Origin of the sequence: Microbacterium sp. NPDC089320 (genome assembly GCF_040684875.1) — a bacterium.
GTDB lineage: Bacteria > Actinomycetota > Actinomycetes > Actinomycetales > Microbacteriaceae > Microbacterium.
The window spans coordinates 148,749-167,419 of the sequence record NZ_JBFBGY010000004.1; the positions used below are offsets into that span (position 1 = coordinate 148,749).

Annotated in this window: 21 protein-coding genes; 10 read left to right on the forward strand and 11 right to left on the reverse strand. The window is 68.3% G+C overall.

The annotated features are described in order from the left end of the window. Positions 1–52 precede the first annotated feature (52 nt). The 8 genes from AB0N61_RS12480 to AB0N61_RS12515 all read right to left on the reverse strand — a co-directional run bounded on the left by AB0N61_RS12480 (position 53) and on the right by AB0N61_RS12515 (position 8,156). Positions 53–808, reverse strand: coding sequence for an ATP-binding cassette domain-containing protein (locus AB0N61_RS12480; protein WP_363364472.1), 756 nt, complete (start codon positions 806–808; stop codon positions 53–55). After that, positions 805–1,602, reverse strand: a complete 798-nt coding sequence (locus AB0N61_RS12485) for an ABC transporter ATP-binding protein (protein ID WP_363364474.1) — start codon at positions 1,600–1,602, stop codon at positions 805–807. The genes AB0N61_RS12480 and AB0N61_RS12485 overlap by 4 nt, the downstream gene beginning before the upstream one ends. After that, on the reverse strand, positions 1,599–2,459 hold the full coding sequence (locus AB0N61_RS12490; protein WP_363364476.1) for an ABC transporter permease: 861 nt from the start codon (positions 2,457–2,459) through the stop codon (positions 1,599–1,601). The genes AB0N61_RS12485 and AB0N61_RS12490 overlap by 4 nt, the downstream gene beginning before the upstream one ends. Continuing rightward, the gene (locus AB0N61_RS12495; RefSeq protein ID WP_363364478.1) at positions 2,456–3,418 is read right to left on the reverse strand and encodes an ABC transporter permease; all 963 of its coding nucleotides are present in this window, start codon (positions 3,416–3,418) and stop codon (positions 2,456–2,458) included. Before AB0N61_RS12495 ends, AB0N61_RS12490 begins: the two co-directional genes overlap by 4 nt. Positions 3,419–3,471: 53 nt before the next feature. Beyond that, a complete protein-coding gene (locus AB0N61_RS12500; protein ID WP_363364480.1) occupies positions 3,472–4,965 on the reverse strand; it encodes an ABC transporter substrate-binding protein in 1,494 nt (497 codons plus the stop codon). 27 nt (positions 4,966–4,992) lie between these two features. After that, complete coding sequence (locus AB0N61_RS12505; RefSeq protein WP_363364482.1) at positions 4,993–5,688, reverse strand: DUF1684 domain-containing protein; 696 nt, start codon at positions 5,686–5,688, stop codon at positions 4,993–4,995. Positions 5,689–6,063: 375 nt separating this feature from the next. After that, entirely contained in the window at positions 6,064–7,197 is a 1,134-nt protein-coding gene (locus AB0N61_RS12510) for a hypothetical protein (RefSeq protein WP_363364484.1), read from the reverse strand. Further along, entirely contained in the window at positions 7,194–8,156 is a 963-nt protein-coding gene (locus AB0N61_RS12515) for a hypothetical protein (protein ID WP_363364486.1), read from the reverse strand. Before AB0N61_RS12515 ends, AB0N61_RS12510 begins: the two co-directional genes overlap by 4 nt. Positions 8,157–8,327: 171 nt before the next feature. On the opposite strand from AB0N61_RS12515, the gene AB0N61_RS12520 reads away from it, so the two are divergent. Next, positions 8,328–8,687: a hypothetical protein gene (locus AB0N61_RS12520; protein WP_363364488.1), complete on the forward strand. Its 360-nt coding sequence runs from the start codon at positions 8,328–8,330 to the stop codon at positions 8,685–8,687. 21 nt (positions 8,688–8,708) lie between these two features. Here AB0N61_RS12520 and AB0N61_RS12525 read toward each other — a convergent pair whose 3' ends face one another. Further along, positions 8,709–9,296, reverse strand: a complete 588-nt coding sequence (locus AB0N61_RS12525; protein WP_363364490.1) for an Lrp/AsnC family transcriptional regulator — start codon at positions 9,294–9,296, stop codon at positions 8,709–8,711. Between the two features lie 149 nt (positions 9,297–9,445). Here AB0N61_RS12525 and AB0N61_RS12530 point away from each other — a divergent pair, with 149 nt between their 5' ends. From AB0N61_RS12530 to AB0N61_RS12550, 5 genes are read left to right on the forward strand one after another with little or no spacing between them, the layout of a single operon-like run. Beyond that, the gene (locus AB0N61_RS12530; RefSeq protein WP_363364492.1) at positions 9,446–11,032 is read left to right on the forward strand and encodes an ABC transporter substrate-binding protein; all 1,587 of its coding nucleotides are present in this window, start codon (positions 9,446–9,448) and stop codon (positions 11,030–11,032) included. A 13-nt stretch (positions 11,033–11,045) separates the two neighbouring features. Next, positions 11,046–12,107, forward strand: coding sequence for an ABC transporter permease (locus tag AB0N61_RS12535; RefSeq protein WP_363364494.1), 1,062 nt, complete (start codon positions 11,046–11,048; stop codon positions 12,105–12,107). Then, positions 12,104–13,015, forward strand: a complete 912-nt coding sequence (locus tag AB0N61_RS12540) for an ABC transporter permease (RefSeq protein ID WP_363364496.1) — start codon at positions 12,104–12,106, stop codon at positions 13,013–13,015. The genes AB0N61_RS12535 and AB0N61_RS12540 overlap by 4 nt, the downstream gene beginning before the upstream one ends. Continuing rightward, a complete protein-coding gene (locus AB0N61_RS12545; protein WP_167947600.1) occupies positions 13,012–13,887 on the forward strand; it encodes an ABC transporter ATP-binding protein in 876 nt (291 codons plus the stop codon). Before AB0N61_RS12540 ends, AB0N61_RS12545 begins: the two co-directional genes overlap by 4 nt. After that, entirely contained in the window at positions 13,880–14,719 is an 840-nt protein-coding gene (locus tag AB0N61_RS12550; protein WP_363364500.1) for an ABC transporter ATP-binding protein, read from the forward strand. The genes AB0N61_RS12545 and AB0N61_RS12550 overlap by 8 nt, the downstream gene beginning before the upstream one ends. A gap of 144 nt (positions 14,720–14,863) precedes the next feature. Here the strand turns inward: AB0N61_RS12550 and AB0N61_RS12555 are convergent, their stop codons facing one another. Continuing rightward, on the reverse strand, positions 14,864–15,523 hold the full coding sequence (locus AB0N61_RS12555) for a hypothetical protein (RefSeq protein ID WP_363364502.1): 660 nt from the start codon (positions 15,521–15,523) through the stop codon (positions 14,864–14,866). Positions 15,524–15,800: 277 nt separating this feature from the next. On the opposite strand from AB0N61_RS12555, the gene rpsF reads away from it, so the two are divergent. Genes rpsF through rplI form a run of 4 tightly spaced genes read left to right on the forward strand, consistent with a single transcriptional unit; the run spans position 15,801 to position 17,453 of the window. After that, positions 15,801–16,169, forward strand: a complete 369-nt coding sequence (gene rpsF / locus AB0N61_RS12560) for a 30S ribosomal protein S6 (protein ID WP_029264265.1) — start codon at positions 15,801–15,803, stop codon at positions 16,167–16,169. 5 nt (positions 16,170–16,174) lie between these two features. Next, on the forward strand, positions 16,175–16,684 hold the full coding sequence (locus AB0N61_RS12565) for a single-stranded DNA-binding protein (RefSeq protein WP_053098204.1): 510 nt from the start codon (positions 16,175–16,177) through the stop codon (positions 16,682–16,684). A 50-nt stretch (positions 16,685–16,734) separates the two neighbouring features. Next, positions 16,735–16,989, forward strand: coding sequence for a 30S ribosomal protein S18 (gene rpsR / locus AB0N61_RS12570; protein WP_042541518.1), 255 nt, complete (start codon positions 16,735–16,737; stop codon positions 16,987–16,989). Positions 16,990–17,000: 11 nt separating this feature from the next. Continuing rightward, positions 17,001–17,453 (forward strand): 50S ribosomal protein L9, encoded by a 453-nt coding sequence (gene rplI, locus AB0N61_RS12575; RefSeq protein WP_056311051.1) that lies wholly within the window; start codon positions 17,001–17,003, stop codon positions 17,451–17,453. Between the two features lie 257 nt (positions 17,454–17,710). Here rplI and AB0N61_RS12580 read toward each other — a convergent pair. Beyond that, on the reverse strand, positions 17,711–18,671 hold a 961-nt coding region (locus AB0N61_RS12580), incomplete at its 5' end, for a chaplin family protein (RefSeq protein ID WP_363364504.1).

Below are 18,671 nucleotides of genomic sequence, written 5' to 3' on the forward strand. Positions count from 1 at the left end.
GGGCAGCCATCCGTGGAACGGCCGGCCATCCGAGACGCTCGGCTGATCCGCCTCAGCGGGGGAGGCGCGGAACCGCGTCGACCAGCGCCTGCGTATAGGGGTCTTGCGGCGCGTGCAGCACGGATGCCGTCGCCCCCTGCTCGATGACCCGGCCGTCCTTGAGCACGACCGTGCGGTCGCACGCCGAGGCGATCGCGGTGAGATCATGCGACACCATCACGAGCGACAGGCCGTTCTCGCGACGGAGGCGGTCGAGTAGCTCGAGCACCTGCACCCGCGTCGACACGTCGAGCGCGCTGACCGGCTCGTCGGCGAGCAGCACACGAGGACGCGAGACGACGGCGCGGGCGATCGCGATGCGCTGCCGCTGACCGCCCGAGAACTCGTGAGGGTACCGACGGGCGGTGTCGGCGGGAAGCCCGACCGACTCCAGCGCCTCGGCGATGCGGCGCTGCGCGTCTGCTCCCGAAGCGAGGCCCAGTGAGCGCAGCGGCTCTCCGATGATGCGATCGATGCGCTGCCGAGGGTCGAGCGATGAGTAGGGATCCTGGAACACCGGCTGCACGCTCGCCCGGAAGCGCCGCATCTGCGCGCGGTCACGCAGCGACAGGGCAGCGCCGTCGAACAGCACCTCGCCCTCACTCGGAGCGGAGAGCCCGAGCATCAGCCGCAGGATCGTCGACTTGCCCGCACCGGACTCACCCACGAGACCGAGCGAGTCGCCCTCGTCGAGGCGCACCGAGATGTCGCCGAGCACCCGGCGCGATCCGTAGGCGAAGCCGGCACCGCGGAGTTCGAGAAGACTCATGCGCCGGCCTCCCTCGCATCGAGGAACGCATCGAGGGCGCGAGCGCTGTCGACCAGCATCCGCGTGTACGGCTCGGCCGGATGCTGCAGCACCTCGGCGACCGCACCCTCTTCGACCACCAGGCCATCGCGCAGCACGACGATGCGATCGACCATGCGCGACACGACGGCGAGGTCGTGGCTGATGAACAGCAGGGCCATTCCTCGCTCGGCGACGAGCCGCTCGAGCAGCGTGAGCACGGCATCCTGCACGGTCACGTCGAGGGCCGTCGTCGGCTCGTCGGCGATGAGCAGCTGCGGTCGGGCGGCGAGGGCGATCGCGATCGCCACGCGTTGGCGCTGGCCGCCTGAGAGCTCGTGCGGATAGGCGCGGGCGAACCGCGGCTCCGACAGGGCCACCTCGTCGAGCGCGGCGGAGACGGCTGCACGCAGCTCCGCACCACGGAGTCCGAGGTGGCGGCGCAGCGGCTCGGCGATCTGGCGACCGACCTTCATCAGCGGATCGAGCGCGGTGAGCGGCTCTTGGAAAATGATCTGGGCCACGGGTCCGCGCAGCGGCCTGAGAGCGGCATCCTGGGTCCCGACGACCTGGTGCCCGTCGAGCAGCACCGAGCCGGACGAGGCGAGCGAATCGGGCAGCAGCCCGGTGACCGCGAGCGAGGTGAGCGACTTGCCCGACCCGGACTCGCCGATCAACCCGAGGCGTTCGCCGGCCCGCAGCGAGAACGAGACGTCGCGCACGAGAGCCGCGGATCCGGAGCGGACCGTGAGCCCTGAGACCTCGAGAATGCTCATCGGCTCCTCCGGCGGGTCGGGTCGGCGAGGTCGCGCAGACCGTCGGCGAGGAAGTTCACACCGAGCACCAGCGCGATGATCGCGATGCCCGGGGCGATCGCGCCGACGGGAGCGGTGAGAACCGTGCCCTGTGCCTCCTGCAGCATCCGACCCCACGACGCGTTGGGCGGCGGAGCGCCGAGTCCGAGATACGACAGGCTCGCCTCGGCGAGAACGGCGGCACCGAACTGCAGCGCCAGGCTGACGGCGAGGGTCGGTGCGATGTTGGGCAGCACGTGCTGGAACACGATGCCGAGCACTCCCGTGCCGCTGGTGCGTGCGGCAGTGATGTACTGCTCCTGCAGCACGCGACGCGAGAGGATGCGGGTGAGGCGCGCGACGACCGCCGACATCGCGAGGCCGATCGCGAGCATCGCGGACCACAGGGATGCTCCGTGCACTGCGACGAGGAGCATCGCGAGCAGCAGCACCGGGAAGGCGATCACGACGTCGAGAGCTGCCGAGAGGGTGTCATCGACCCAGGGGCGCGAGAACGCGGCGATCAGACCCACGATCACGCCGAGTACGGCGGCGATCGCGACCGAGCAGATGCCGACGATCAGGGCGATCCTCGCCCCCCACATGAGCTGCGACAGCAGGTCGCGGCCCAGTCGGTCGGTGCCGAGCAGATGGAGGCCGCTCGGACCCTCGAGGCGACTGCCGCTGGTGTCGGCGAGGGGGTAGGGGAGCCAGAACAGCGACACGACCGCGATGAGGACGATGATGCCGGTGAGGACGAGCCCGATGACGAGCGTCGCTTTGGGCCGTCTCCGCACGGGGACGGATCCGGTGGCCAGCTGCTCGGCGACGCGACTCATCGGTTGCCCGAGACGCTCGTGCGCAGCCGAGGATCGATCAGGCGCTGCGCGATGTCGGCGGCGAAGCCGACGAGCAGCACGAACAGGGTGCTGACGACGAGAACGCCCTGGATGACCTGGAAGTCGTGCTGTTCGATGGCCGACAGCAGCAGGCTGCCGAGGCCGGGAAGATTGAAGACGCTCTCGACGACGACCGCTCCGAGCAGAGTGGTCGAGAGCTCGATGCCGAGAACGGCGACGACGGGGACCGAGCCGTTGCGCACCCCGTGGCGGACGAGCGCCTCGGCCATGCCCGAGCCGCCGGCACGTGCGGTGCGCAGGTAGTCGCTGCCGATCACGTCGAGAGTGGCCGAGCGGACGTAGCGGCTGAGAGACGCACTCATGACGATGACGATGGTGACGATCGGCAGAGCGAGCGAGCGCAGCGCGTCGGCCGGATCCTCCCAGTCGTCACGGGGGAAGCCACCCGACGGCAGCACGCCGAGACCGAGTGCGAAGGTCCACACCAGCACGACTCCCACCCAGAAGACGGGAACGGCGACCCCCAGCTGGGCGAAGCCCGACAGGGCGATGCCGTACCAGCGGTCGGCCTTGATCGCCGCGGTGATGCCGATCACCAGCGAGACGAGCAGGGCGATGGTGAAGGAGATGAGCGTGAGGGGAATCGTCACAGAAAGCCGGTCGGCGATGTCGGGGCCGACCGGACGCGAGCTCAGGAAGGACTCGCCGAGATCGAACCGCAGCAGCTGGGCGGCCCAGGTCGCGAACTGCTGCACGAGCGGCTGATCGGATCCGACCTGAGCGCGGGCGGCGGCGATCTGCTCGGGGGTCGCGTTCACCGACAGGAGGGCATTCGCCGGGTCGCCGGGGAGCAGGCGCAGCAGCACGAAGATCGCGATCATCGCGACCACGAGCGAGACCACGAGGAAGGCGAGGCGGCGGATCAGGTAGGCGAGCATGACTTCTCAGGAGTGGAGAGGGGGATGCCGACCTGCGGCATCCCCCTCGTGCATCAGGACTTGACGATGTCGTAGGCGAAGAACTGCGAGTTCAGGCCGTTGACCGGGTACCCGCTGAGGTCGCTCGAGGCGACCACGATCTGCGGGTAGAGGTAGAGCCAGACGCTCGCGGCATCCTCGGCGATCTTCTCGTTGACCTGCTTCAGCAGAGCCGTTTGCTCGTCGGTGGTCGCGGCCTGCTCGGCCTCGGCGACCCACTGCTGCACGTCGGCGTCGTTGTAGCCCCAGTAGAAGTCGGGGTTGCCGTACCAGACCACGTCGCGGTCGTTCACGTGCTCCTGCAGAGTGGCTTCGAAGTCCTGCTCCTTGAAGACCTTCGTGTACCACTCGTCGGCGCTGATCGTGTTGATCTCGACGGTGATGCCGACCTCGGCGAGCTGCGACTGCAGGAACTCCGCCACGGCGGGATGCGGGTCGTAGCTCGGGGTGTCGAGCGTGAACGTGAAGCCGTCGGCGTATCCGGCCTCGGCGAGGAGGTCCTTCGAGAGCTCGACGTCGTACGGGTTCACCGTCGTGAGGTCCTCATACCAGGGGTCGGTCGGCGGAACCATCGAGCCGATGAGCGTGCCGTAGTCGCCCCAGATCGACTCGAGCAGCTTCTGGGTGTCGATGGCCGAGTAGATCGCCTTGCGCACGCGTGCGTCGTCGAACGGGGCCACCCGGTCGTTGAACGCGAGCAGCTCCTTGGTGGTCGACGTGCCCTCGCTCACGACGTAGTCGTCGGAGTCGAACTGCGACAGGGAATCGGGGCTCTGCACGCTGGTGATCACATCGATCTCGCCCGTGGCCAGGGCGTTGTTCTCGGCGGTGGCGTCGGTGAAGTACGTGTAGACGACCTCGCCGTTCTTGGCCTGCTCGCCCCAGTACTCGTCCCAGCGGGTGAGCGTCAGGGTCGAGCCCTTCTTCCACTCGTCGAGCGTGTAGGGGCCCGTGCCGTCTTCGGTCGACGTGATGTCCCCGGCCTCGTCGTTGACGATCCAGACGTAGCTGAGGTTGTAGAGGAACGAGATCGACCGCTGCGACAGCGTGAAGACCACGGTCTGGTCGTCGGGGGTCGCGATGTCGGCGATGGTCTTGAAGCTCGACTTGCGCGCCGACACGGAGTCCTCCGCGGTGACCGCCTCGACGCTCGACTTCACGTCGGCAGAGGTGAGGGGGTCGCCCGAGTGGAACGTCACGTCGTCACGCAGCGTGATCGTGTACGTGAGACCGTCGTCCGACACCTGCGCGTCCTCGGCGAGGAGCGGCTCCACATCTCCGTCGTCGGTCAGGCGGTACAGGCCCTCGTAGACGTTGCCGGTCAGCGCCTCGGTCACACCCTGGCCGCCGCCCTGCGTGTTGCTCAGGTTGGTGGGCTCGTACAGCGAGCCGATGTAGATGGTGGCGTCTTCGCTCGAGGCGTCGTCGCTCGCGCCCGAGGCGCATCCGGCCACGAGGGCGAGCGTGGCCACGGCGCCGAGCGCGCCGAGGATGCGGGTTCTTCTCATGAGTGCTCCAGGGTGAGGGATGCGGCGTCAGGCCGCGTAGATGTCGAAGCCGTCGCGGAACACGACGTTCTTCTCGCCTGCTCGGATAGGCAGGGGGAAGCGGTTGGATGCCGGCGGCAGCGGGCAGTTGTACTGGGCGCTGAATCCGCACGGCGGCACGAAGGCGCGGTTGAAGTCGAGCACCACGGTGCCCTCGTCGTCGCGCAGCTCGACGAAGAGGAAGCGGCCGGATCCGTAGGTCTCCGAGCCGTTCGTCTCGTCGCCGAAGACGAGCAGCAGTGTGCCGCCGTCGTCGAAGGCGGCGAGGTCGTAGGAGTGGCCGTCGAGCTCGAAGTGGATGTCGCCGGGGACGACGAGCTCGCGCGTGCCGCCGTTGTCGCGGATGTGCTCGAACGACACCCGGCGGTCGCCGGACACTGGGGTGAAGTGTCCCTCGAGCACCCACGCGGGGTCGTACTCATAGGTGTCGATGCGGTCGAAGGCGCGGATCGCGGGTGCGTCGGCATCCCACAGCCGCAGCCCGTGCTCGGCCTCGCCGGTCTCGATGTCCGTGCGCTGGATGGGTGTGACCGTCACCGTGTCGGATGCGGCTTGCTGCTCGGCATCCAGATCGGGCGCTTCGCCCGTCCAGCGGGTCTCGATCAGGGCGAGGTTGCCGGTCGCAGAGGTGACGGAGGCGCGGCGCTCGGCCTGCCACTGGGTGTGATCTTGGAGTTCAGACATCGTCTTCCATTCTCTTGCATGCAGACGGAAGTGGGGCCGGACGCGTCACTCTGGGTAACGCCTTGTGAAAGACGCGAGCTGAGGATGCACGAATGCGGGGTTCTGGAGGGCGTTTCGCTCCGCATTTCGTACGTTTTTCGACGGGATCCAACGAGTTCGGTCGGGTCTCTCAGACGCAACGGAATGCAACGTATACCGGTATACCATTACTCGTATACGCGCAGAGTCGTCAGTCCCCAGCTGACCCGCGCGTGGACGGTTCGACCGTCCTGCGGAGGAAGAGTCAGATCTTCTTCTGATCCCGAGGGGGGATGGGGTGGGAGCGCTGATCCCCAGTCAGCACCCACCCCCACAACCCGCCCTCGGGGGTTCCGCTCAGAACGATCTGGACAAGAACCAGAACACCGCGAAGCCGACGAGGAACACGACCGGCACCCACGGGACGCTGCGCTTGAGTCTGCGCCCCTCGCGCGCCACACCGGGCGGGGGAGCGAGCATGCCCGCCGGCGGTGCGAAGGGCAGTCGCGCAGCTGCGGCCGTCGGTGAGACCGCGGGCGACGCGGATGCTGAGGCCGCCGGATTCTCGAGCAGCAGTCGCTCATCCCGCCAGCGCTCCCACTGATCCAGCTTCGTGATCAACGCACCGACGGCGCCGAACAGCCATGCCCAGGTCGCCGGGTCGAGCGTCGACACCTTGCGCTGGGTGTAGAGGAACATCCAGTCGTCGACGATCTCGACATCGAGCTCTGCGGCGTTGTCGATGAACCGGGCCATGATGTCGGGCGTGAACAGATAGAGGGCGTCGCGTTCGTACCCTTCGGGGCAGTACAGCGTGAAGTACTCGTCGAAGTCGCCTTCCAGCGACAGCCGCTGCTCCCGTTGAAAGGACGCGGGCAGATTCGAGCCGAACCCGTTGTTGCCCTTCGCGTCGAGCACGATGTTCGGCAGCGGCACGTCGAGCTTCACCGCGACGTAGCCCCAGCGATACGTCGTGGAGTTCTTTCCCGAGCGCACTGTGTACTGGTAGTTGCCGAACTCCACGATCCGCGGCGTCGTGCCTCGCACGAGATCGGTCGACATGCGCGAGTTGCCCCGGCTGAAGATCATGCCCGGCAGGCGAGGCGCCGCGACCTTGCCCTCGTACGACATGCCGTTCGCCTGGGCGAAACGGTTGAGCCGGTAGCGGGTGACCCGTGCCCGGCGCCAGCCGATCACGGCGCCGATCGCGATGATCACCGCGACAGCGCCGAACAGGAGCACGCCGACACCGACGAAGCCGGAGCCCCCCGGAGTCCTGATCATGCTTCCGATCGTCGCCACGAGCACCGGGACCCCGATCAGAGCCATGATGCCGATGATCACGATCGCGAAGACCGTCGAACCCGTCATGCCGGAGCCGCCGCGCGCTCGCAGCTCGGCGTTGAACGCGCTGACGGCCTTCGGGTCGACCGGATCCGTGAGAGGTGCGGCGTCGAACGACGGTGCCGCGCTCGGCGATGGGGTGGTCATCGGTTCACCTCGTCGGCGTCCCAGGTCAGGTCGGCGTTCTCGGGGATCGCGAAAGCCTCGAGGCGCTCGTCGGCGCAGATCGCGGCGACGAGGTCGACGGACCCCGCGATGATCGTCGAGTCGTAGTCGATCTCGCTCACGAGGGTCCACGCGTGGTCGTCGGGCCACAGGATGCTCGGACTCTGCGCCGACGGCGGGAAGCCGTGCTCCTCACCCGGGCGGTCGCGCCACGGCACGTGCATCACCCAGTCAGGACGCGCGAAGTCCTCGACACCCGCACGGAAGAGCACGTGATCGCGTCCGGGCAGGCGGAACCGCGGGCCCTCCGAGATCTCGCGCGACAGAATCCCCTCCTGCCAGGTGGGCTTGCGGAACGAGTTGTTGAGAGGGTCGCGGATGCTGCGGCCGAGCATCGCCTGGTGGTTCGGGTCGTCGGTGAACGTGAGAAGCGTCCGCGACGGTGCATGGCCGAGGTGCCCGAGGAGGTCACCGCGACCCTCCCAGAGCGCCGCGAAGCCGGCATCCGGGCTCGTGGTGTGGGCGGCGAGGTGCCCGGCGATGATCGTCAGCGTCTCCGGCGCGATCTCTCCCTCGATCGGGCCGGTGAACTCGCGACCGTCGGGTGAGAGACGAAGGTTCCAGTCACCGTCCGGCGGGGTGCGCACGATGCGCTGCCACTGGGCGAGCGGGTGCAACGTGGTGCCGAAGGCGGATGCGGTGTCGGCCCACGTCACCGGCTCATCGACGAACTGGTCGCGCATCTTCAGGTGCTCTGCCTCGGGCATCCGCTCGTACTCCTCGAACGAGGGCACGGGGCGGTCGGGCAGCGAGCGCACGATCGCGGGGTGCAGGACGCGGGCGTAGGCGGGGAATCCGTGGGGCACGACCGCGTGCATCGTCGAGTTCCAGGGATCGTCGAGCCGCGCGCGCAGCCAGTCTCCGGCAGAGGTGTCAGCCATCCAATGCATGTGACCCACGGTACCGGGGCGTATCCGAGCAGTCAGACGAAACGGGACGGAGGGGAGCGTCTCCGAGGGTTTCGTCTCGCTCGACTCGCTCGCGAACCGGCTGACACAGACGGTTCACGGGGCGGGATGAGAGACGCCGCGGGCCCCCTCCATAATCGGAGGGTGAGCTCGACTGCAACCATTCCCTCCCTCGACGGCCGCCGGTTCCTGATGGTCTCGTCGACCACCTCGGCCGTCGATCCCGACTCGCCCAGCGAGTTCGTCTACTGGGAGAAGGACGGCGCGATCTGGGGCGACTACTCCGGCGACACCGTCACGTTCGGGCGATTCGTCGGCACCCGCACCGGTGACACCATCTGGGTGTCGTTCGTGCACGTGCTCGTCTCCGACGGCACCGTCGTGACCGGAGACGGCGAGAGCCAGCTCGAACTCACCGACGACGGTCGCATCCGACTCGTCGAGCACTACGAGATGCACGGGCTGCCGCAGCTCAGCGTCTGCGAAGAGGCTGCAGCCGCCTGACAGCGCGATCGAGTGCGCGGGTCAGCGCGGCGGGAGCATGTCGCGGCCCGGCGTCGCCGGTGTCCACCGCGTCATGCCCAGGGGTGTCGCCAGATCGCGCTCGGGCAGATCGCTCGGCAGCAGGAATGACCGACGGATCACCTCGTCGAGCACGACCACGCTGACGACCGTGCGCACCTCGGGCAGCTGCGCGATCACACCGGTCGTGAACTCGTGCACGCCGCTCACGTCGACGGCGCGGATCAGCAGCATCGCGTCGTGCTCGCCCGTCGTGATGGCGCACCACTCGACATCGGGCATCTCGAGCACGCTCTCGCGGAACGACGCCCAGGCCTGCGGATGAACGGTGACGAAGACGAGGGCACCGATCGAGAGTCCGGCCTTCGACTGATCGACCCGGGCGCTGAAGCCGGTGATGACTCCGTCCTGCATCAGCGTCTCGACCCGCGTGTACGCGTTGGCGCGCGAGATGCCGACCGTCTCGGCCAGTGCGGCGATCGAGATGCGACCGTTATCACGCAGCGTCTCGAGGATTCTGTATCCGATGTCGTCCAGTGGGGCGGCACTTCGTCCAGATTGCCTCGCGGCTTCGTCGCTCTTCGTAGACACAATGCTCCTCACGGGCGGGGTCATGGACAGACTGTGATGACGTCTGCATTCTTGCTGGACACATAGTCCCATACAATGCGAATCTGATCACCGGTCGTCCACCCGGCGTCGACCGAACCCGATGAAACTCCTCGCCCCTGGAGGCCCATATGTCGTCACGTCGCAGCACGTCCGTCATCGCGATCGGAGCCGTCGCGCTCTTCGCTCTCGCTGGTTGCTCCGGTGGCAACTCGGCGAACAACGGCGGGGAATCCTCAGGTTCCGACTCCCTCGTCATCGACACCGCGTTCTCGATCGAGACCGCCGACCCGGGTCACACCTACGACCCGACCGGCAACATGATCGCCAAGGCGCTCTACGAGACCCTCGTCGACTTCGAGGGCTCGGATGTCTCGACCCCTGTCCCGGGTCTCGCATCGTGGGAGCAGAACGACGAGGCGACCGAGTTCACCTTCACCCTCGAAGGCGACCGCGTCTTCTCCGACGGCTCGCCGATCGAGGCGAAGGATGTCGTCTTCACCCTGCAGCGCATCCAGGGCATGACGGATGCCAAGCCGAACTTCCTCCTCGGCGGCCTCACCGTCACCGAGGTCGATGAGAAGACCATCTCGATCACGTCCGAGACGCCGCTGCTGCAGCTGCCCGCGATCCTCGCCAACCCGGCGCTCGGCATCGTCAACTCCGACGTCGTGATCGAGAACGGCGGAACGACCGACGGCACCGACAGTGCGCAGGAGTTCCTCGACGGAACCTCGGCAGGCTCCGGTCCGTTCGTGCTCGACACCCTCGACCTCTCGTCGCAGGTCGTGCTGACCAAGAGCGACGAGTACAACGGCGATGAAGAGGCGGCGTACGGCCGTGTCGTCGTGCGCAACGTCTCGGAGAGCGCCACCCAGCTCGCGAACCTCAAGGGCGGCGACTCGATGGTCGCGATGGACCTCAACGGCGACCAGGTCGCGGGCCTCGGCGACGGACTGAACGTCGACTCGGTGCCGTCCGGTCAGACCATCTTCCTGCTGCTCAACCAGTCCGAAGCCGTCGCGGGTGAGCTCGCGAACGTCAAGATCGCCGAGGCGATCCGCTACGCGCTCGACTACGACGCGCTGCTCGAGCTCGCGGGAGCGGGTGCCGTGCAGGCGACCGGCGTGATCCCGCCCGGGTTCGAGGGCGCCCTCGACAGCGGTGTGGAGCAGGACCTCGACAAGTCGAAGGCCGCTCTGGCGGAAGCCGGATACACCGGCCAGACCCTGACGCTGCAGTTCCCGAACGACTACCCGGTCGGTGGCGTGGAGTTCACCCCGCTCGCCGAGCGCGTTCAGGCACAGCTCGAGGATGCCGGCATCGCCGTCGAACTCGCCCCGGCGCCCTTCGCGACCGAGCTCGATGCCTACGTCAACGGCACCGAGGGCTTCGGTCTGTGGTTCTGGGGCCCCGACTACGCCGACTCGGCGAACTTCCTCCCCTTCGCTCCCGGTCTGAAGGTCGGCCTGCGTGCCGGCTGGGCGGCTGAGGCCAACCCCGAGATCGCCGGCATCGCGGCCGGAGCTGCCGCGGCGACCGACGAGACCCAGCGCAGCGAGGCCTTCACCTCGTTCGCCGAGGCGATGCAGGCCGAGGGTCCCTTCGTGCCGCTGATCGTTCCGGGTCGCAACATCGCCACGGCGGATGCCGTCACCGGCGCCGTCTACAACTCGGTGTGGGAGATGGACATCGCCGAGATCACGCCCGCCGGCTGATCGGAGCTGACTCATGACGACGGTGGCCGTGCGACGGCAGTCACAGCGTCGCAGGTCGCCGCTCGTCGGGTACCTGCTGCGCCGGTTCGGAACCTCGCTGCTCCTGCTCGTGGGGGTCACGATCGTGACCTTCGCGCTGACGAACCTCGTGCCCGGCGACCCCGTGTCGGCGGCGCTGGGTGAGGGCGCATCCCAGAACCCCGAGACGCGCGAGGCGTTCATCAAGGCGCAGGGCCTCGATCAGCCTCTGTTCGTGCAGTACTTCATCTACATGGGGAACCTCCTGCGCGGAGACCTCGGCACATCGCTGGTGACCGGGCGACCGGTCACCAGCGACCTCGCCACCGCGGTGCCGGCGACGATCGAGATCGCGATCGGCGCCGTCATCCTCAGTCTCGCGGTCAGCGTCGTGCTCGGCACGCTCGCCGCCTACCGTCGCGGGCTCGTCACCGACCAGGTGATCCGCATCGTGACGCTGATCGGACTCAGCGTGCCGACCTTCTGGCTCGCCCTGGTCAGCTTCTACGTGTTCTTCCTCGAGCTGCGCATCGCCCCGGGCTCGGGCCGCATCTCGCCGTCGATCACCCCGCCGCCCCGCATCACGGGGCTCTACACGGTCGACTACCTGCTCAACGGCGACGGCGTCGGGTTCGTCGACGCGCTCGCGCACCTCGCCCTGCCCGTGATGGTGCTGTCGCTCGTCACGATCGGGCTGCTGACGCGCTTCATCCGCACCTCGGTGCTCGAGGTGCTCGGCAGCGACTATGTGCGCGCGGCTCGCTCCAAGGGGCTTCCGGCGATGCGCGTGATCATCGACTACGTGCTGCGCGGAGCATCCCTCCCGATCCTCACCGTCGTCGGCGTCGCCTTCGGCGCGCTGCTCTCGGGCACCGTGCTCGTGGAATCGGTGTTCGCCTGGCCGGGGCTGGGCACTTACGCCTACAACTCCGCGGCGAACCTCGACCTCCCGGGCATCATGGGCGTGGGTCTCGTCGTCGGAGTCATCTACCTCCTCATCAACTTCGTCGTCGATCTGCTCTACGGCGTCCTCGACCCGAGAGTGAGGATCGCATGAGCCGCATCGACTCGGCATCCGGCCCCTGGCGGTTCCGCTTCCGCTGGCCGCGCGCCTGGCGCACGCCGCTCGGCGTGATCGGCACCGTGATCGCGGGCGCGTGGATCATCGTCGCCTTCACCGCGCAGTGGTGGGTGCCGTACCCCCCGAACGCCCAGGTGCTTCCTCGCCTGCAGCCGCCAGGAATCGACACCCTGCTCGGCACCGACGGCAACGGTCGCGACATCTTCTCGCGTCTCATGACGGGTGCGACGGTCAGCCTTCCGCTCGCGCTCATGCTCGTGATCGCGGCGATGATCATCGGCACGGTGATCGGGGCGACCGCCGGCTACTTCGGCGGCTGGGTCGACGAGACGCTGATGCGCATCACCGACCTGTTCATGGCATTCCCCACCGTCATCCTCGCGATGGTCGTGGCAGCGTCGCTGGGCCCATCGCTGTTCAACGCGGTGATCGCGGCGATCGTGGTCTCGTGGCCGCAGTACTCGCGAGTGACCCGCAGCATCGTGCTCGGCCTCCGCGGCCAGAACTACGTGATCGCGGGTCGTCTGCTCGGGCACTCGCCGCTGCGCACGCTGTTCATCGACATCCTCCCGAACATCGCCGGCCCGGTGCTGGTGCTCGCGACGCTCGACATCGGCGCCGCCATCCTGCTTCTCTCCGGACTCTCGTTCCTCGGTCTCGGGGCGCAGCCTCCGACCGCCGAATGGGGATCGATGATCTCGGCGGCGATGCAGAACTTCGACGCCTGGTGGCTCGGAGTCTTCCCCGGTCTCGCGATCCTCTCGGTCGTGCTGGCCTTCAACTTCCTGGGCGACGCGATGCGCGACATCCTCGACCCGACGGCCGAGGTCACTCACGAGAAGCAGGCCGAGCACGCGGCATCCGCGAAGGGAGCGGCAGCATGAGCGACTCGACGCCCCGGACTGCTCTGAGCATCCGAGACCTCACGATCGACATCGGTCGTCCGCTCGTGCACGGCATCTCTCTCGACCTCGAAGCCGGTCGGATCCACGGCCTCGCCGGCGAATCCGGATCGGGCAAGACGCTCACGTCCTTGGCCGTCCTCGGCCTCCTGCCCCGGCAGGCTCGCACCGGCGGTTCGATCACCCTCGCGGGGGAGGAGCTGGTGGGCCTGGGCCGACGGGCCCTCAACCGCATCCGTGGCAAGCGCATCGCGATGATCTTCCAGGATCCCTCGGCGTCGCTGCACCCGCAGCTGCCCATCGGACGTCAGCTCACCGACCACATGCGCGTGCATCTCGGTCTGCGCGGCGCGGCGGCGAAGGCGCGCGCGATCGAGCTGCTCGAGACGGTGCAGGTGCCGAACCCGGATGCTGCGCTGAAGCGCTACCCGCACCAGTTCTCCGGCGGGCAGCGCCAGCGCATCGCCATCGCGTGCGCTCTCGCGTGCGACCCCGAAGTGCTGCTGGCCGATGAGCCGACCACCGCGCTCGACGTCACAGTGCAGGCCGGCATCCTGCGCCTGCTGCGCGAACTCGCGACCGAGCGCAACCTCGCGGTGCTGCTCGTCACCCACGACCTGGGGGTGATGAGCGCGATCGCCGATGAGGTCGCCGTGATGAAGAACGGGCGGATCGTCGAGCGGGCCGACCGCGAGACCCTGTTCCGCGATCCGCAGCACGAGTACACCCGCACGCTGCTCGCCGCCCTGCCGGGGTCGAAGATCGCGGGCGTCGAGGCGGATCCCGCGCTGCTCGACCCTGTGCGGTCGGAACCGGGCGCGCAGGATGCCGAAGAGGAGGCCCGAGATGAGTGAAGTCGCCGTCCTCGACGCACAGGGTGTCGTCGTCCGCTACCCCGGGAACCCGCCGGTGGTCGCCGTCGACAGCGTCTCGCTCACCGTCGCCCCCGGGGAGACCGTCGCGCTGGTGGGCGAATCCGGCAGCGGCAAGTCGAGCCTCGCCCGCGCGGTCGTCGGCATCGAGAAGCTCGCCGGGGGAGAGGTGCGCTTCCGCGATGTGCCGGTGAAGCCGCTCGGCATCCGTCGGCGGGACCTCGCGCTCACCGGCATCCAGATGGTGTTCCAGGATCCGTCGACCTCGCTGAACCCTCGCCGCCGCGTGGGCGATCAGATCGCGGATGGCATCGCGACCGCTCGGGCCCGGGGCGCCGAGGGATCGACGGTCGCGGAGTGGCTCGAACGGGTCGGCCTGCCGACCGAGGTCGCCACGCGGTTCCCGCACCAGTTCTCAGGCGGGCAGAAGCAGCGTCTCGCGATCGCGCGGGCACTGGCCGCGAGGCCGTCGCTGCTCGTCGCCGACGAGCCGATCTCGGCTCTGGACGCATCGACCCAGACCAGCGTCGCGGCCCTCATGCGCGACCTGGTCGCAGAATCCGGCGCGGGGATGCTGTTCATCTCCCACGACCTCGCCGTGGTCCGACGCATCGCCGATCGCACCTTCGTCATGTTCGCGGGTCGTGTGCTCGAATCGGGGGCCACCGATCGCGTGTGGTCTGCACCGCAGCATCCGTACACGCAGTCCCTGCTCGCTGCGATCCCCGAGCCCGACGGTGCGGGCCGCATCCCGGTCGCGCCCTCGACGAACGAGCGGATCGTCTGGTCGGAGATCGCTCCCGTCCTCGACTGATCCTCCCGTCGGGAGGAGAACTCCTCATCGGGAGGAGGATTCCGCGGCAGATCCCCGCTCTGTCGCGAGGACTCCTCCCGAGGGACAGGTCCGAACGCACCGCGGGCCGAGGCGACAGCCCCGGCCCGCAGCATCCGCTCGCGGTCAGAGCGGAGCGACGATGTCCTGCTCGACGTCCCACTCGGTGATCTCGAGCGAGGTCTCGATCATCTGGCCCGCGGCCTCGGTGCTGCCGGTCGTCGCCAGCACCACGTAGTCCTCGGTGACCTCGAAGACGACGTCGACGGGCACGCCCTGCGCCTCGGACGTCCCGTTCACGAGGTACACGTCCTGACCCAGGCGCGTGCCGGTTCCGGTGACGGTGAACTCGCCGGTGAGGGCCCCTGCGGCGGTGGCCGGGTCGGTGCCCGCGGCCGTGGCGGCACCACTGCTGAGAGCGGCGACGATCGGGTCGCTCGAGTTCGGGTCGGCGACCTGCCATTCGGTCGTCGGCGTCTTGACCCACGCGTCATCGCCGATCAGGATCAGCGACCCCATGGGCGTGATCGTCTCGACGGCATCCGTCTCGGGGTTGTACCGAGCGGTGGTGTCCATGCCCAGGATCGACGTCTTGGCCGCATAGCCGGCGGTGTCGGTCATCGCCTCGGTGATGCACGCGCCGAGAGCGCTGCCGTCGACCGTCGCTCCCTCCGACAGCTCAGGGCAGTCGGATGCAGCGGTGTCGGGCGCGCTCGTCTCTTCGGCGGCCGACGTCGGCTCCGCATCGGCGGGCTCCTCCGCACCAGCGGAGCATCCGGTGAGCAATACGGTGGCGGCCAGGACGATGCCGACCCCCCCACTTGTTGACGCGCATGGCGCTTCCCCCTTCGGTCGCGTGCGCGCCGAGTGTCGGCACGCACGCATTCCAGCATGCCAACTGCGACGGGATGCGCGTGGGGGCATCGCAGAGGTTTCTCCGCTACACTGTCAAGGTTGTCTGCCATCAGGCACCCAATCGGGGTGGCTCGGCGGATGACGTGCACACACCCTCCTGCTTCCGGGAAAGTCCCGGAAGCCGTTCTAGTCCGAAGGAGGTGGGTAAGTGACGCACCAGTACGAACTCATGGTCATTCTGACCCCCGAGATCGACGAGCGCCAGGTCGCCCCTACGCTCGACAAGTTCCTGAAGGTCATCACCAACGATGGTGGCTCGATTGACAAGGTCGACATCTGGGGCAAGCGCCGTCTGGCTTACGAGATCCAGAAGAAGAACGAGGGCATCTACGCCGTCGTCAACTTCACCGCCACCAGCGAGGCCACGCAGGAGCTCGACCGTCAGCTGAAGCTGAACGAGCAGATCATGCGCACGAAGGTCCTCCGCTCTGAGGAAGCTCAGGCGATGGTCGCTTCGGAGGCCAAGCGCTCTGAAGAGAAGGCTGCCCGCAAGGCCGCCAAGGCTGCGAAGGCCTGAGTCCGATGGCCGGCGAAACAGTCATCACCGTGGTGGGCAACCTCACGGCCGACCCCGAGCTGCGCTACACGCAGAACGGACTGCCGGTGGCGAACTTCACCATCGCTTCGACGCCTCGGAACTTCGACCGCGCCGCCAACGAGTGGAAGGACGGCGAAGCGCTGTTCCTCCGTGCGTCGGTCTGGCGTGAGTTCGCCGAGCACGTGGCGGGTTCGCTGACCAAGGGCATGCGCGTCATGGCGCAGGGCCGTCTGCGTCAGCGCTCCTACCAGGACCGCGAGGGCAACCAGCGCACCGCGATCGAGCTGGAGGTCGACGAGATCGGCCCCTCGCTTCGGTATGCGACCGCGCAGGTCACCCGTGCGGCGTCGACCGGTGGCGGCGGCGGTGGCGGACAGTCCCGTCCCGCGCAGCAGCAGCAGGTGTCGGAGGAGCCGTGGTCCACGCCCGGCTCGTCGACCAGCGCAGATGCCTGGAGCACTCCGGGCAGCTTCGGTGACGACACCCCCTTCTGATACAGGATCTCCGGATGCTTCGGCATCCGACTCATAACTAAGGAAAAACAATGGCTGGAAAGTCGAGCGGCGACCGCCGCAAGCCGCGGAAGGGTGGCAAGCCCACCGCTCCCGCGAAGTCGATCCGGGTCGGAGTCATCGATTACAAGGATGTCTCCACCCTCCGCAAGTTCGTCTCGGAGCGCGGCAAGATCCGTGCCCGTCGTATCACCGGTGTTTCGGTGCAGGAGCAGCGTCTGATCGCCACCGCGATCAAGAACGCACGCGAAATGGCACTCCTGCCCTACGCTGGCGCCGGCCGGTAAGGGGTATCGAGATGGCAAAGCTGATTCTCACGAACGAGGTCGCCGGGCTTGGTAGCGCCGGTGACGTGGTCGAGGTCAAGAACGGGTTCGCCCGCAACTACCTCATCCCCCAGGGCTTCGCTACGGCGTGGACCCGCGGTGGCGAAAAGCAGGTCGCTTCGATCCAGGCTGCTCGTCAGGCTCGCGCGATCCACGACCGCGACGAGGCCGTGGCCCTGAAGAACTCCCTCGAGGGCACCAAGGTGCGCCTGGCCGTCAAGGCCGGCAACGAGGGTCGCCTCTTCGGTTCGGTCAAGACCGATCACATCGCGGATGCTGTCGCAGCCGCGGGTCTCGGCTCGATCGACAAGCGCAAGGTGCACATCCCGTCGGCGATCAAGACGACCGGTGAGCACGAGGCCACGGTTCGTCTGCACGACGACGTGACCGCAGTCATCACGCTGCAGGTCGTCGCCGCCAAGTAAGGCGCGACGCTCTCGAACGCCCCCTGTCCTTCGGGACAGGGGGCGTTCTGCGTGTGCGGGGCCTCTGTGTTCGCAGTGCGAGGGGGGGTCGAGGGCACGACGGATGCCCCGCGCTGGGGACGCGGGGCATCCGTGAACTGTGCGGCATCGCCGACGCGGGCAGGTCTGGGGAACCTGCGCTGGGCGTCGTGGGGACCCGCACACCGGCGGTGTCGTATCTCCTCCCCCGAGGACGTCGACACCGCCGGGGTCTGCGGCTACGCCGTCATGCGGCGGCGGCGCAGCATCCCGGCTCCGAGGAGGAGCAGGAGAGCGGCGACCGGCACGAGGCCGATCGAGGATGAACCACCGGTGGCGGCCAGGCCCTCCACAGGTCCGGATGCCGTCACAGCGGCGCGGCCTGCGACAGCGGCCGCGGTCGCGCCCGTGCCGACGGCCGTCACGGTTCCGGGGTTGGTGCCCGGGGTGGTGGCGGGGTCGGTTCCGGGGTCGGTTCCGGGGTCCGTTCCCGGGGTGGTGCCGGGGTCGGTTCCCGGGTCAGTGCCGGGGTCCGTTCCGGGGTCAGTGCCGGGGTCCGTTCCCGGGTCAGTGCCGGTGTCGGTTCCGGGGTCGGTTCCCGGGTCGGTTCCGGGGTCGGTTCCGGGGTCGGTTCCGGGGTCCGTACCGGGGCCTGCGGGGGGCGCCGTCACCGTGCTCTCACCGGTGACGGAGATGGCGTTGCCGCCGATCGTGATGGGCGCGGTGATCGGTGCGGTCACCTGGGTGCCGCCGAGGGTGCTGTCGTCACCGGTGGTGGTGTTGCCGGTGGTCGGGGTCCCTGTGGTGCCGCCGGCGTTTCCGGTGGTGCCGGTGGATTCGCTGTCTCCGAGGACGGAGATGGCGTTGCCGCCGATCGTGATGGGCGCGGTGATCGCTGCGGTCACCTGGGTGCCGCTCGCGACCCCGTCATCACCGGTGGTGGTGTTGCCGGTGGTCGGGGTCCCTGTGGTGCCGCCGGCGTTTCCGGTGGTGCCGGTGGACTCGCTGTCTCCGAGGACGGAGATGGCGTTGCCGCCGATCGTGATGGGCGCGGTGATCGGTGCGGTCACCTGGGTGCCGCTCGCGACCCCGTCATCACCGGTGGTGGTGTTGCCGGCGGTCGGGGTCCCTGTGGTGCCGCCGGCGTTTCCGGTGGTGCCGGTGGACTCGCTGTCTCCGAGGACGGAGATGGCGTTGCCG

What these genes read in the sequence shown, in the direction of transcription:
- AB0N61_RS12510 (WP_363364484.1), bottom strand. Translation starts at nt 7,197, where the DNA reads ATGACCACCCCATCGCCGAGCGCGGCACCGTCGTTCGACGCCGCACCT.
- AB0N61_RS12535 (WP_363364494.1), top strand. Translation starts at nt 11,046, where the DNA reads ATGACGACGGTGGCCGTGCGACGGCAGTCACAGCGTCGCAGGTCGCCG.
- AB0N61_RS12515 (WP_363364486.1), bottom strand. Translation starts at nt 8,156, where the DNA reads ATGGCTGACACCTCTGCCGGAGACTGGCTGCGCGCGCGGCTCGACGAT.
- AB0N61_RS12565 (WP_053098204.1), top strand. Translation starts at nt 16,175, where the DNA reads ATGGCCGGCGAAACAGTCATCACCGTGGTGGGCAACCTCACGGCCGAC.
- AB0N61_RS12480 (WP_363364472.1), bottom strand. Translation starts at nt 808, where the DNA reads ATGAGTCTTCTCGAACTCCGCGGTGCCGGCTTCGCCTACGGATCGCGC.
- AB0N61_RS12490 (WP_363364476.1), bottom strand. Translation starts at nt 2,459, where the DNA reads ATGAGTCGCGTCGCCGAGCAGCTGGCCACCGGATCCGTCCCCGTGCGG.
- AB0N61_RS12545 (WP_167947600.1), top strand. Translation starts at nt 13,012, where the DNA reads ATGAGCGACTCGACGCCCCGGACTGCTCTGAGCATCCGAGACCTCACG.
- AB0N61_RS12550 (WP_363364500.1), top strand. Translation starts at nt 13,880, where the DNA reads ATGAGTGAAGTCGCCGTCCTCGACGCACAGGGTGTCGTCGTCCGCTAC.
- AB0N61_RS12500 (WP_363364480.1), bottom strand. Translation starts at nt 4,965, where the DNA reads ATGAGAAGAACCCGCATCCTCGGCGCGCTCGGCGCCGTGGCCACGCTC.
- rpsR (WP_042541518.1), top strand. Translation starts at nt 16,735, where the DNA reads ATGGCTGGAAAGTCGAGCGGCGACCGCCGCAAGCCGCGGAAGGGTGGC.
- AB0N61_RS12530 (WP_363364492.1), top strand. Translation starts at nt 9,446, where the DNA reads ATGTCGTCACGTCGCAGCACGTCCGTCATCGCGATCGGAGCCGTCGCG.
- AB0N61_RS12505 (WP_363364482.1), bottom strand. Translation starts at nt 5,688, where the DNA reads ATGTCTGAACTCCAAGATCACACCCAGTGGCAGGCCGAGCGCCGCGCC.
- AB0N61_RS12495 (WP_363364478.1), bottom strand. Translation starts at nt 3,418, where the DNA reads ATGCTCGCCTACCTGATCCGCCGCCTCGCCTTCCTCGTGGTCTCGCTC.
- AB0N61_RS12540 (WP_363364496.1), top strand. Translation starts at nt 12,104, where the DNA reads ATGAGCCGCATCGACTCGGCATCCGGCCCCTGGCGGTTCCGCTTCCGC.
- rplI (WP_056311051.1), top strand. Translation starts at nt 17,001, where the DNA reads ATGGCAAAGCTGATTCTCACGAACGAGGTCGCCGGGCTTGGTAGCGCC.
- AB0N61_RS12485 (WP_363364474.1), bottom strand. Translation starts at nt 1,602, where the DNA reads ATGAGCATTCTCGAGGTCTCAGGGCTCACGGTCCGCTCCGGATCCGCG.